This window comes from Streptomyces radicis, assembly GCF_003626575.1.
Taxonomy (GTDB): Bacteria; Actinomycetota; Actinomycetes; order Streptomycetales; family Streptomycetaceae; genus Streptomyces; species Streptomyces radicis.
Window position 1 is genome coordinate 80,466 of the sequence record NZ_RBDY01000028.1, and the last position, 12,643, is coordinate 93,108.

Annotated in this window: 9 protein-coding genes, 2 pseudogenes and 2 CRISPR repeat arrays; of the genes and pseudogenes, 6 read left to right on the top strand and 5 right to left on the bottom strand. The window is 73.8% G+C overall.

Going from position 1 to position 12,643, the window contains the following annotated elements; all coding sequences use genetic code 11:
* Nucleotides 1-324 precede the first annotated feature (324 nt).
* A complete protein-coding gene (locus D7318_RS26225; RefSeq protein ID WP_120699705.1) occupies nucleotides 325-1,929 on the top strand; it encodes a hypothetical protein in 1,605 nt (534 codons plus the stop codon).
* A 122-nt stretch (nucleotides 1,930-2,051) separates the two neighbouring features.
* On the opposite strand, the pseudogene D7318_RS26230 reads toward D7318_RS26225, so the two are convergent.
* Nucleotides 2,052-2,162, bottom strand: a pseudogene (locus D7318_RS26230) (nuclear transport factor 2 family protein); the annotation flags it as partial.
* 871 nt (nucleotides 2,163-3,033) lie between these two features.
* On the opposite strand from D7318_RS26230, the gene D7318_RS26235 reads away from it, so the two are divergent.
* The 3 genes from D7318_RS26235 to D7318_RS26250 all read left to right on the top strand — a co-directional run bounded on the left by D7318_RS26235 (nucleotide 3,034) and on the right by D7318_RS26250 (nucleotide 5,630).
* A complete protein-coding gene (locus D7318_RS26235) occupies nucleotides 3,034-4,380 on the top strand; it encodes an APC family permease (RefSeq protein WP_120699694.1) in 1,347 nt (448 codons plus the stop codon).
* 107 nt (nucleotides 4,381-4,487) lie between these two features.
* Nucleotides 4,488-5,054, top strand: coding sequence for a GNAT family N-acetyltransferase (locus D7318_RS26240; protein WP_120699706.1), 567 nt, complete (start codon nucleotides 4,488-4,490; stop codon nucleotides 5,052-5,054).
* Between the two features lie 120 nt (nucleotides 5,055-5,174).
* A complete protein-coding gene (locus D7318_RS26250) occupies nucleotides 5,175-5,630 on the top strand; it encodes an NUDIX hydrolase (protein ID WP_120699696.1) in 456 nt (151 codons plus the stop codon).
* Nucleotides 5,631-5,736: 106 nt separating this feature from the next.
* On the opposite strand, the gene D7318_RS26255 is transcribed toward D7318_RS26250, so the two are convergent.
* Entirely contained in the window at nucleotides 5,737-6,372 is a 636-nt protein-coding gene (locus tag D7318_RS26255; RefSeq protein ID WP_120699697.1) for a hypothetical protein, read from the bottom strand.
* A gap of 10 nt (nucleotides 6,373-6,382) precedes the next feature.
* The gene (locus tag D7318_RS26260; protein ID WP_120699698.1) at nucleotides 6,383-7,339 is read right to left on the bottom strand and encodes a DMT family transporter; all 957 of its coding nucleotides are present in this window, start codon (nucleotides 7,337-7,339) and stop codon (nucleotides 6,383-6,385) included.
* 104 nt (nucleotides 7,340-7,443) lie between these two features.
* Between D7318_RS26260 and D7318_RS35025 the strand changes: the two are divergent.
* Nucleotides 7,444-7,944: pseudogene (locus D7318_RS35025) on the top strand (TetR/AcrR family transcriptional regulator); the annotation flags it as partial.
* 94 nt (nucleotides 7,945-8,038) lie between these two features.
* Nucleotides 8,039-8,554: direct repeats of the CRISPR family, unit length 29 nt; unit sequence CGGACCACCCCCGCTCGCGCGGGGAGAAC.
* 233 nt (nucleotides 8,555-8,787) lie between these two features.
* The gene (locus D7318_RS26270) at nucleotides 8,788-10,677 is read left to right on the top strand and encodes a LamG-like jellyroll fold domain-containing protein (protein ID WP_120699699.1); all 1,890 of its coding nucleotides are present in this window, start codon (nucleotides 8,788-8,790) and stop codon (nucleotides 10,675-10,677) included.
* 148 nt (nucleotides 10,678-10,825) lie between these two features.
* Here the strand turns inward: D7318_RS26270 and D7318_RS26275 are convergent, their stop codons facing one another.
* Together D7318_RS26275 and D7318_RS26280 are read right to left on the bottom strand one after the other, a co-directional pair.
* Nucleotides 10,826-11,362 carry a GNAT family N-acetyltransferase gene (locus D7318_RS26275; RefSeq protein ID WP_120699700.1) on the bottom strand — a complete coding sequence of 179 codons (537 nt, stop codon included), beginning with the start codon at nucleotides 11,360-11,362 and terminating at the stop codon, nucleotides 10,826-10,828.
* Entirely contained in the window at nucleotides 11,359-11,967 is a 609-nt protein-coding gene (locus D7318_RS26280; RefSeq protein ID WP_120699701.1) for a helix-turn-helix domain-containing protein, read from the bottom strand. Before D7318_RS26280 ends, D7318_RS26275 begins: the two co-directional genes overlap by 4 nt.
* Nucleotides 11,968-12,082: 115 nt before the next feature.
* A CRISPR array of direct repeats spans nucleotides 12,083-12,475; the repeat unit is 28 nt; unit sequence GGAGCACCCCCGCTCGCGCGGGGAAAAC.
* Nucleotides 12,476-12,643 lie beyond the last annotated feature (168 nt).

Here is a 12,643-nt window from a genome sequence, read left to right on the forward strand (position 1 = left end):
AGTCGTGGGGGAATTGTCAACGCCTTCCGCCCGGCCGCCACGCAACGTTCCTGTGAACGACGCCCCGCACCGGCCGCGTTGACCCGCCCACGCGCCCCGCCGCGCCCCGCCCACGCGCTCCCGCGTGCGCCTTCGCGCCCGGGGGCGGCGGGGGCAGGGCGCGCCGTCAGGGGGTGGGCGTGCGCCGGATGTTCGGCGCGTGTGCGGATGCGGTGCGGCGGTCCGCCTGACCGCGCGGAGCGGGGCGCGCTGATCTAGGCTGGTGACCTGCCAAGCTCGCCGCGTTGAGGAGCGTTCGTGAACCCCGGTGACGACCGTCCCGCCATGCCGCCCGTGCGGCTCCCCTCCGAGGCGGAGCTGGCGCGTGACGCGCTGGCGGCGCCGCTCTTCTCGCGCGCCGTCGCCCTGGCCCGCTGGACCACTCGCGGCACCCCCGTGGGCGCGGGCGGTGAGCTGCTGGCGAACGAGTTGAAGGGTGCCGTTTCCCATCTCGGCCTCGAAGACGACGAGGACGCGGTCGCGTTCACCGCCGACGCCTGGAACTTCGCGGTGGACACCGGGCTCGTCGAGCTCAGCGAGCTGCGCGAGACCGCGGAGGGCGAGGGCGCCGAGGACCTGGGGAGCGCCGAGGACCTGGACGACCCGGAGGGCGCGGAGGACGCCGCGCTCGGCACCGCGGCGCCGGGTCCCGAGCTGGGGCCGCTGGCCGCGGGGGACCCGGCCGACGTGCTGGACATCTGGGTCGCGGGCGTGGACGCGGTCCTCGAGGACGCGGCGACGCCGACGTTCGACGAGCTGCTCGGCGATCTGAGCGACCTCCAGGGTGTGGTGAGCCCGGACGGCGAGATCGATCCCGACGCGATCGACATGGACGCGCTGGCGTGGGACCAGGAGGAGGCGTCGAGCCACCTGGACGCGGCCCTTGGCAGCCTCTACCTGTTCGCGGTCACCGACGAGGCCGGGCAGGGGGCGTCCATGGTGCCGCTGCCGATGGTGGCCGCGGCGTCGATCGTCCCCGAGGACATGGACGAGCTGTCGGCCGAGGCGCTCGACGAGCTGTCGGCCGCGGTGCTCACGCTCGACGGGCAGTTCAGGGCGCTGGCCGGGACCGGGATGCTGGACTACCGGCCGGTGGACGAGTCGCTGCTCGCGGACGACGAGGGCGAGTACGGCTCCGAGGCCGGGTCCGAGTCCGGGTCCGGGGCCGGGTCGGCGTCGGCGTCGGCGACCGGGGACCTGTTCGGGGAGGGCGACCAGGACGACGACATCACCCGGTACGGCCTCGCCCGGCTGACCCCGCTCGGGCTCTACGGGGTGCGGCGGCGCATGCTGGAGGCGGGCATCGAGGCGCCCGTCATCGGCGAGTTGGCGACGGCCGACGCGGCGGCGCTGCTGGCCGCCCTGCCGTTCCGCCCCGAGGCGGCGGCGCGCGAGGAGGCCGAGCTGTGGCTGCCGGGGCGCGAGCCGCTGGCCGCGGCGCGCGAGCTGCTCGCCGCCGCGCGGGGCACGGATCCGGCGGCGCCGGGCCGCCGCCTGGGCTGCCAGCTGGTGCTCTCGCTGCTCGACGGCCGCGCGGAGATCGCGCTGCGCGAGGTGCTCGACGATCCGGAGCTGGGCGGCCTTGCGCGCGTGTGGCTGGTCGAACGGGGCGCGGGCGATGTGCCGCCGCCGGGCGAGGACATGGTCTTCTGGCTGGCGATCGACACGCTGGCGGCGCAGCTTGCGCTCGGCGACGCGGACGAGTCGGAGGAGCTGCGCGAGCTGGTGTCCGATCTCGCGGGCCAGCACGGGTCGTTCTTCGAACGCGCCTGGCGCACCGACCACCCCGCGACGGCGGACGTCCTCGACGCGGTCGGCCGCCTGCACCCGGACAAGGCGTTGGCCAAGCAGGCCCGCAAGGCCGCGTTCAAGTCCCGCTCACGCGACTGAGCGTGGGCCCTGCGGGCGGCTTGGTGGGGCGGCTACGGAGGGTCCGGTGGCGTTCGCCGTCGGCCGACTGCGGCTTTCCTGGTGGGTGGGGGTCACCGATGGGCATCTACGGGCGTAGGCCCGCCGAAGTACGCGCGCAACGCCTCACGCCCCTCGATCCGGCGGTCGCCGTCCGGCCACTCCCGGATTCCGTCCTCGGTGAACAGGTCGGCCACGGAGGCGGGTTCTCCCAGGTCGAGCCGGGCCCTGCGGGCGGCTTGGTGGGGCGGCTACGGGCTGGACGTCCTCCCGTTCGCCGTCTGCCGACCGCTGCTTTCGTGGTGGGTGCGGGTCAGGGCTGGCACCTACGGGGGAGGGGGCGTCGGGTGACCGGCCGTCCCGGTAAACGGGAGCTCTCGCTGCTGGCTTGGACCGTTCGCCAAACGGGCGCAGGCGGATACCGGTTTGCGGGTGGCCGACTTCCGCGTGGTCGGCCGGGGTGGCGCGCACCCTTCGGGCCTGCCCTGGCCGCCGCTCTCGTCGTTCACCTCGCGCACGTTGAGCTGATGTAGCGGGCCGGTTCCTTATCTGCCGCTTACCCGGGGTCGGGGTCTCTTCCGAAACGCGGCACATTCTGTTCAACACAAAGTGTGCGCCGTTTCAAAAGACCACCCGCCCTGGCATAAGCCGCAGATAAGCACCGGCGCGCTACATCAGCTCGTCGGACATCAGGAATGAAAACGCTTCGGGCGGCCAGGGCAGGCCCGAAGGGTGCGCGCCACCGCAACCGACCACCGGGAAAACGGCCGCCAACAAGGGACGCGGCCGCGCCCGTTCGGCGTACGGTCGCAACCCGCGACGAGACCGGCCGTTGACCGGGACGGCCGGTCACCCGACGCCCCCCTCCCGTAGGTGCCAGCCCTGACCCGCACCCACAGCGAAAGCGGACACAGCGGCAGACGGCACGCACCACCGGACCCTCGGTAGCCGTCGTCGTAGCCGCCCGCAGGGCACACCGCTCGGCGCGCGCCCCGCCCAGCCGCCGCGCGCCGGTCTCTCACCACGTGCGCCCAACCGTCGCGTCGGGCACGCCTACCCCCCGCCCCCCATGGGCAGGAGCGGGCAATGACCACTGCGGAGAGGGCCACGGGTGCGGGCGACACGACCGGCGCGCCGGGGCCGTTGCGGAAGGCGTTGACGACGCCGCTGCTGTACCTGTTCATCCTGGGCGATGTCCTGGGCGCGGGGGTCTATGTGCTGGTCGGCCAGGTCGCGGGGGCGGCGGGTGGCGCCGTGTGGGTGCCGATGCTGGTCGCCCTGGTGCTCGCGCTGCTGACCGCCGCCTCCTATGCCGAGCTGGCCACCAAGTACCCGCGCGCCGGGGGCGCCGCGCACTACGCGAAGCGCGCGTTCGGCCCGTTCCCCGGCTTTGTCATCGGCTTCTGCATGCTCGCCGCGGGCATCGTCTCCGTCGCCGGGCTGACCAGGGCGTTCGGTGGCGAGTACCTCACGGAGTTCGTGACGCTGCCCGTCGTCGTGGTGAGCGTGATCTTCCTCGGCGCGCTCGCCCTGCTCAACCTGCGCGGCATCAGGGAGTCGATGCGGGCCAACGCCGTGGCCACCCTGATCGAGGTCAGCGGCCTGTTGATCATCGTGGGCCTCGGCGCCTGGATCATCGCGCGCGGCGACGGCGACTTCGGCGCGCTCACCGAGGTGGGCACGCCGGAGAAGGGCGCCGCCGCGGCCGTGTTGAGCGGCGCGGTGCTGGCGTACTACGCGTTCGTCGGGTTCGAGGCGTCCGTCAACCTCGCCGAGGAGACACACGACCCCCGACGCTCCTACCCGCGCGCGCTGTTCGCGGCGCTCGGCACGGCCGGGCTCGTCTATCTGCTGGTGGGGTTCGCCGCCACCGTGGCCGTGCCGACCGAGCGGCTCGTGGAGTCGAGCGGCCCGCTGCTCGAGGTCGTCGAGGTGGCGGGCGGGATGCCGCAGAAGGTGTTCAGCGCCATAGCGCTGGTCGCCGTGGCCAACGGCGCGCTGCTGACCGGCATCATGTCGTCCCGCCTGGCCTACGGCATGGCCCGCGACGGGCTGCTGCCGTCGTTCCTGGCCCGGGTGCTGCCCGTGCGCCGCACCCCGTGGGCCGCGATCGCCGTCACCACCGTGCTGTCGATGGGGCTCGCGCTCACCGGCGACGTCGCCACCCTGGCCGCCACGCTCGTCCTGCTGCTGCTCGTGGTCTTCGCGGGCGTCAACGCGGCGGTGCTGGTGCTGCGCCGCGAACCGGGCGACGCGGCCGACCACTTCCGCGTCGCGCGCGTCGTCCCGGTGCTCGGCGTGGCGTCCTGCGTCGTGCTGGCCACCCAGATCGAGGGCGAGGTGTGGGCCAGAGGGCTGCCGCTCATGGGCGCGGGCGTCGTGTTCGGCGCGGTGGCCGAGATCCGCACCAGGCGGGCGGCGCGGGCCCGTTGACCCAGGGCGCGGGTCAGGTCGACCCCGGCGGGCCCGCCCCGCGGCCGCGCGCGAGGACCCCGGCGCGAGCGGAGGATCGGCCGGTCGGCAGAATCCGGGGGGTGACGATGTATGCGACGTCCCTGGGGGACGACGGCGCCGAGCTGCGGGCTCTCGAGCCGTGGCGGGCCGAGGAGTTCCTTGCGCACATGGACCGGGGTCGTGAGTTCGTCGGGCGGCACGTCTCGCTGCCCGACGCGGTGACCGACCTGGCGTCGAGCCGGGCGTTCCTCCAGACATACGCGCAGCGTCTCGCGACCGACACCGGGCGGATCGACGGCATATGGACCGGCGGCACGCTGGTCGGCGGCGTCCTCCTCCGCACGATGGACGTGCCGCGCGGCACCGCGGAGGCGGGCTGCTGGCTCGAGCCTTCCGTGGTGGGCCGGGGCCTGGTGACCCGCGCGGCGCGCGTCCTGATCGACTGGGCCGTCGAGGAACGTGGCATCCACCGCGTGGAGTGGGTGGTCTCCGCGGCCAACGCCGCGAGCATCGCCGTGGCCCGGCGGCTCGGGATGACCAAGGAAGGTGTGCTGCGGGAGAGTTACCCCTACCGGGGCAGGCGCCACGACATGGAGATGTGGTCCGTGCTCGCCCCGGAGTGGCGCGCCCAGCGCCCCGGCCGACCCGGCTGACCTGACCGACCCGGCTGACCCGACCGATCCCGCTGACCCGGCCGAACCGAACGACCCGCGGCCCGCCCACCGGCGGAAACGTCGTTGCGGCGAACGTCACGCCCGGGCGAGGATGCCCGAATGACCGCTCTACGCCTGCGCGTTGCCGCCTATGCCGTGTGCCGTGACCGGGACCGGGTCCTGCTCACCCGCTTCGTCTCGCGGGACCGCACCCAGCGGCACTGGTCCCTCCCGGGCGGCGGCGTCGAGCACGGCGAGGACCCGCTCGACGCGGTGGTCCGCGAGATCGCCGAGGAGACCGGGCACACCTCCGAGGTCGAGCGGCTCCTCGGCGTGGACTCCCGCACGCGCGACGACCTGCACAGCATCGGCGTCTTCTACCGCGCCCGCGTCACCGGCGGCACGCTGCGCCCCGAGGTCGACGGCTCGTCCGACCTGGCCGCCTGGCACCCCATCGCCGAGGTTCACGCTCTGCCCAGGGCCGCGCTCGTCGACATCGGCCTCCGCCTCGACCGGGAACGGCCCCTCGCGGGGCACGTCCCACCCATCCGGGTCGACGGCCTGCTGCGCCACTGAGCGCGACCTCGCGCGCGGCACCCACGGGCTCGGCCTCGCCCACCGCCGACGCGCGGCGGCCGAGCGCGTCGAGGCCACGTCGAGGCCATGTCGGGGCCGTCGAACCTCAGGAGTGCCAGGCGACGCACGGGTGCACCGAGTCGTCGAACTCGACCAGGAAGCAGTACTGCGCCAGCCACTCGCCCTCGGTCGTGGTCCGCGACAGCAGCACCCCGTGGCCGTCGCCGAACAGCCCCACGGTGTAACGCACCCACTCGTGCCCGCCGCCGAGCGTCGTCACCGACTCGTGGTGGCGCGCGAGCTCCATGGCGATCATGCGGCTCAGCGTCCGCACCGTGTCGTCGCGCGACTCGCAGCGCGCTACCCGCCCGCCGCCGTGCAGGTCGAGGCCCGCCACGGCGACCCGCGCGGTGGCCCGCGGCACGTCCTTGATGCGATACCTGAAGCCGTCGATCACCGCGTGCACGGCGTTGAACGGCGCGCGCCCCGCCATCAGCAGGTGCTCGGTCCCGGCGTCGGGGCGCAGCCAGGGGCGTTGCCCGGGGGCGCGTTCCCAGCGGAGGTTCGCCGCGAACGCGTCGTAACGTTCCACGCACACCGGGCACGCGTACCCGCCGGGGCGGCCGAGGGCGTCGTTCCGCTCGGTGAACGACGCCGGATCGCCCGCCTTCTCACAGAAGTCGCACTTGTACGGGACCGCCCGCCGCGCCTTCGCGCCCGCTCCGCGCCTGAACAACCGCATGATCCAACGACTACCCCATCCGGGCCGCGACCGGTCCCCTCTTCACCGAACGCCCCCTCTTCACCGAACGCCCCCGCTCCCCGCCGTCCCGCTCCCCGTCGCCCCGTTGCCGTTTTCCCGAGTGCGCCGCGGCCACGCCAGCCAGCGCGACCGCCATGCCCGCCACCGCGGCGGCGCTCGGGGCGTCGCCGAACATCCCCCACGCCCACAACGTCGTCGCCGGGGGCGTGAGATAGAGCAGCACGCTCGTGCGCGTCACGCCGAGGCGCCGGACGGCGAGCCAGTAGAGCCCGTAGCCGCCCACCGTGGAAAGCCCCACGACCCAGGCGACCGCCCACCAGAACCCGCCGGTCGTCGGCGGCGCCGCGCCCCCGGCGGCCAGGGCGACCACCGTGAAGGCGACGGCGCTGATCAGGCAGTGCAGCGGCAGCGCGTCGACGGGCGGAAGGGGGTGACGGGCCCGGCGTTCGATGAAGCTGGCCGCGAGCAGCCCGGCCATGCCAGTGAACGGCAGCGCGTACGCCGCGGGCGCCACCCCCGCGCCCGTCGCGAGGTCGTCGCCGACCACGAGCGCCACCCCGGCGAGCCCGATCGCGAGCCCCGCCCACTGCCGACGGGTCACGGTCTCGCCGAGCAGCGGTCCGGCCAGCGCGGCCGCGGCCAACGGCTGGAGCGCGGCGGCCAGCGCGCAGGTCCCCGCGGGAACGCCCGCGCCCACCGCCCCCACGATCGAGCCGAGGTAGACGCCCTGGGACAGCAGCCCGATGACCGTCTGTTCGGCCAGCGCGCGCGGCGCGATCCTGCGGCGCCTGAACACCAGCCACGCGCCCCCGAGCAGCGCGGCCGCGGCCACGAAGCGCCACATCAACAGGGTGTCGGCGCCCGCCTGCCGGGTGCCGAGCTCGGCGCCGATGAACCCCGAGCTCCACATCACCACGAGGCCGACCGCCAGCAGGGGCCCGGACATGAGGGAACACCTCCCCAGAGGAAACCGATCGGTTTACTAGCTACAGTGAACTAAACCGATCGGTTTATGGCAAGTTCTCGCAGAGATGAAGGGAGGCGGTGGCCATGACGCACGGCGAGGCACCGTTGACCCCCGCCGCGCGGCGCGTCCTTGACGCGGCCGCCGAGCTGTTCTACGACCGGGGCATCAACGCGGTGGGCGTCGACCTCATCGCGCGCCACGCCGGGGTCACCAAGAAGACGCTCTACGAGCGGTTCGGCTCCAAGGACCGCCTGATCGTCGCGTACCTGGGCGAACGCGACCACCGCTATCGCGCCTGGGTGACCGACTGGCTCGACCGCGCCGCCGCCGATGGCCGGTCGCCGCGCGAGCGGGTGCTCGAGACGTTCGACGCGCTGGGCGCCTGGATGACGGCCCACAGCCCGCGCGGCTGCGGGTTCGTCAACGCCGCCGCCGAGCTGCCCGACCCCGACCACCCCGGCCGTGCCGTGATCGCCGACCAGAAACGGTGGCTGCGCGCCCGCTTCGCCGAACAGTGCCGCGCCGCGGGCCTGCCCGCGGAGGCCGCCCGCCGCCTGGGCGACGAGCTGGTCCTGCTCCACGAGGGCGCCACCGTCCTCTACGCCCTGGCCACCACCCCCGACCCGATCACCACGGCCCGCACCCTGGCATCGAACGCCCTGACCCACGCGGGCAGCCCCTGACACCCCCACTCGCGCGGGGAGAACGCCAAGTCCTGTGGCAGCTCGACACGCTCGGCCGGACCACCCCCGCTCGCGCGGGGAGAACATCCAGCTGGCGTCCGACACGTACACGCCCCTCGGACCACCCCCGCTCGCGCGGGGAGAACTCCGGGGCGACGCGCAGCGCGGACAAGTTGACCGGACCACCCCGCTCGCGCGGGGAGAACACGCCCACGCACTGATGGTCGGAGTAGGACGACGGACCACCCCCGCTCGCGCGGGGAGAACAGGTCCATCCCGGCCGCCGCGATGTTGCGGGTCGGACCACCCCCGCTCGCGCGGGGAGAACTCGACGACCTGGTCGCCCACATGAACGACCTACGGACCACCCCCGCTCGCGCGGGGAGAACACCCCAGGATCGACGGCCTCCATCGGCTGGACCGGACCACCCCCGCTCGCGCGGGGAGAACTCGTCCCACGGCAGCAGCCCCAGCACGGGAACCGGACCACCCCCGCTCGCGCGGGGAGAACACCTCTTGAGCTGGGGCATCAGCGACGCTTTGCCGTTTCGTGACCTTCTGCCGGGCCCCTGCACGCGGCCCATTGTCCACCCCTCGCACCGCGTCACCTCAACTCGCGTCCGATCTCGCCGTTCCCCGCCCGGCGGAGGGCCGTGGCCGGGGGTTCAGGCCGTTGCCATCGAGTGGCCATGAGGGCTCCGCACACTGCCGCTGACATGCGCGACCAGTGCAAGGAGCTCTTCCATGGCGCATACCCATGACGGCGAAGGAGTGCGGAGACGCAGGCTGCTTCAGGCCGCGGTCACCGTTCCCGCGGCCGGTGCCGCGATCACCGCGGCGGCCGCCTCCACCGCCGCGGCGGCCACCCCGGCCCAACGCCCAGGCCGCGGCGGGCGGTTCGACGGCGACAGCCCCCGCTTCGCCCTCGCCGTGCTGCCGGACACCCAGTACCTCTTCGACGCCGACAGCTCCGACCCGGCGCCGTTGCGGGAGACGTTCCGCTATCTCGTCGCCGAGCGCGCGGGCGCGAACATCGCCTTTCTGACGCACCTCGGCGACGTCACCGAGCACGGCACCGAGCAGGAACTCCGGCTCGCCGCCGACACGTTCGGCACGATCCACGGCTCGGTCCCCTACAGCGTCCTCGCCGGGAACCACGACATCGACGGCTCCACCGACGACCAACGCGGCGACTCCGCCTACCTCGACGCGTTCGGCCCCCGGCGTTACGCGTCCATGGACAGCTTCGGCGGCGCGTCCCCGGACGGCTACAACAGCTACCACGTGCTGCGCGCCGCCGGGCGCGACTGGCTCGTCCTGGCCCTCGACTGGCGGCTCTCCGACGCCGGACTCGCCTGGACGCAGGGCGTGTTGGACGCACACCCGCGCCTCCCCGCCATCCTCACCACCCACGACCTCGCGCACGCCGACGACGAGGGCCGCGCCCACCTGTCCGACAACGGAACGCGCCTGTGGGAAGGTCTTATCCGCCGCAACGACCAGATCTTCCTCGCCCTCGGCGGCCACTACTGGCCCCCGGGCCGCACCGTCCTGGCCAACGACGCGGGCCACGACGTGCACGTCCACATCACCAACTACCAGGACCGTTACTACGGTGGCGCCGGGATGATCCGGCTGTACGCGTTCGACCTGGCGCGGGGCGTCGTCGACGTCGAGACGTTCGCGCCGTGGTTCCTGGCCCGAGACCCGGAGCGGCGCACCCCGTTGGAGGCCGAGACCGTCGAACTGACCGGCGACACCGACCGGTTCGGCCTCGCGATCGACTTCGCCGAGCGCTTCGGCGGCTTCGCGCCCGTGCCGCCGCCCGCGCCGCGTCCGCCCGCGGCCGTCATGCCGCGCGGCACCGTCGCCTACTGGCGGTTCGACGGCTCGGCCCTCCCCGCGCCCGGCGTCCCCGTTCCCGATGGCACGGTCGTGCGCGACCTCTCGGGGAACGGCAACCACCTGACCGTCAGCCGCCTCCACGCCAGCGGGCCCGGCGCGTTGGTGGTCTCCGACGAGCACCACGGCGGCCAACCCGCCCACGCCAGCCTGCGTTTCGACGGCGGGCAGTCACCCGACCGCGGCGCGATCCTGACGACGGGGGCGCGGGCGCCGCTCAACAGCCTGAAGTTCACGCGGGGTTACACCATCGAGACGTTCATCAAGCTACCCGAGCCGTTCGAGGGCCAGCACGCGTGGATGGGCATCCTCAGCTGGCAGGGCCGCAACAGCGAGGCGGGCAAGACGACCGGCTGGTCCCCCGACGAGCCGACGTGCAGCCTCAACCTCTCGGGCGAGCGCTTCCTCCAGTTCGTCGTGTACCCGCACCGGCAGGACGCGGACCCCACGTCGTGGAGCCACGCGCTCGAGGTCGGCCGCTGGACGCACATCGCGGTGGTCAACGACGGCCGCCGCACGGTCGTTCACGTCGAGGGCTCGAAGATCGCCCGCAACCCCACGCAGGCCTCGACGGGCATCGCGACGCTGGGCAAGCCGTTCACGATCGGCGCGACGCAGTTCGACGAACGGTTCGGGCAGGGCTTCTACGGCTGGATCGGCGACACGCGCATCGTCGAACGGGCCCTGGACAGCGACGAGTTCCTGACGTCGGCGGAGCGGCCCGGCCGTTAGTCCCCGTCGTTCGTCCGTGGTCTCGACAAGGCGGCTCCCAGCCTCCCGGCGCGGAATCCCCTCGCCATGGGGGTGGGGGCCGCTCACCGGTCCGGTGTCTCGCGTTCCCTGGGTGGTCGACCCGTTCGGCGGCTGATGGCCCGCCGGGTCAGCCGACCCGTTTCCAGAAGAACGAGCAGTCCCGCAGCGTGCCCTCGGGGTCGGCCGCGTAGTCGGGGACGACGCCGTAACGCGTCCATCCGGCCGCCGTGTACAGCCGCTCGCCGGAGCTGTCCGTCTCCGTGTCGAGCATCAGCAGGCCCAGTCCTTCCTCGGCCGCCGCTTCCTCCGCCGTTGCGAGGAGGGCGCGGCCGAGCCCACGGCCCCGGGCGCCGGGGTGGACCATGAGCTTCACGACCTCGGCGCGGTGCCGGGCGTTGGGCTTGTCGGCGCGGGCCAGGGCGATCGTGCCACGTACGCCGCCGTCGTCCAGGGCGACCCAGACGGTCAGGGCGCCGTCCGCGACCGCCGCCGCGCGCGACCGCCACCACGCCGCCGCGTCGTCGGGCCCGAACGGCGAGACAAAACCCAACGATCCGCCGTCCGCCACCACATCGGCGAACAGCTCCGCCAACTCCGGTACGGCGTCCGCGTATTCCATGGCGTCGAGCCGGACGATCCGTGCCGCGCCCCGTTCCGCCGTCATGGCAGCACCACCACCAGGGCGTACCGGGCGGCGTCGGGCCCCGGGCACTGGAAGCGCGAGGGGCCCCACAGCCGGAACCGCAGGCAGTCGCCCGCCCGCAGAACATGCGCGTTCCCGTCGACCGTCACCGTCACCGCTCCGTCGAGCACCCAGATGTGCTGCTCGATGCCCGGTACGGGCGGTCCGTCGTAGGCGATGTCCGCGCCGGGCCGCAGCGTGCCCTCGACGATCTCGCCGCGCAGCCCGGGGTGCGGGGCGGACACCGAGCGGCGCACGAACCCCGATGTCTCGTCGCGCCACACCGCCTGCCGTGCCGCGGGCACGTGCTGCGGCGGGTGGGCCTCGATCTCGGCGAGCAGCCGCGACATCGTCCGCCCGTACGCGCCGCAGAGCCGCCCCAGCAGCGCGGCGGTGGGGCTCATCTCGCCCCTCTCCAGCCGCGACAGGGTGGAACGGCTGACGCCCGTCCGCCCCGCCAACTCGTCGAGGGACCACCCGAATTCACCCCGCAGCTGGGCGAGCCGCCCGGCGAGCCTCGCCTCGATCCCCTCGCCCAGGTCCTCGGGGCCGCTCCGTGCGTCCCGCCCATCCGCCGTGCTTCCCATATCCGGGAGGATATCCCACACCTGAGACGTCACTCCGACCGCTGAGCGGCCTGACGCGCGGGCCCGCTGACGCGGGGAGCACCCGACCGCCACCATCTCGTCCCCCCGCCGCAGCGAACGACCCCCGCTCGCGCGGGGAGCACCCGGTCCCCAACGCCGGTGATGTGCCACCGGCCGGACCACCCCCGCTCGCGCGGGGAAAACGACGTCCGTGCGGATGGTGGCCTGCCCAGCGGCGGAGCACCCCCGCTCGCACGGGGAAAACTACTGGTCCGCCGACGAGGACGAGGAGCGGCTCGGAGCACCCCCGCTCGCGCGGGGAAAACCAGCAGCCCGCCGCGGCTCGCTGGTTCGGCGACGGAGCACCCCCGCTCGCGCGGGGAAAACGCGCGCGACGCGCCGTGTGCGCCCCTCTCGCGGGAGCACCCCCGCTCGCGCGGGGAAAACGACGCCGGGTCCGTGCGCCCGTCCGCCTGCAGCGGAGCACCCCCGCTCGCGCGGGGAAAACCCCCAGCCAACAGGAGCCTTAGGGAGCGTATTTAGTTGTGATCAAGGGGTGGCTCGTGTGAGGTCCTTGATCCAGATCATCGAGGCGCGAAGGTAGAGGCCGGCGAGGTAGCTGTCCGGGGTCTTGTCGTAGCGGGTTGCGATGCCCCGCCATGCCTTCATCCTGTTG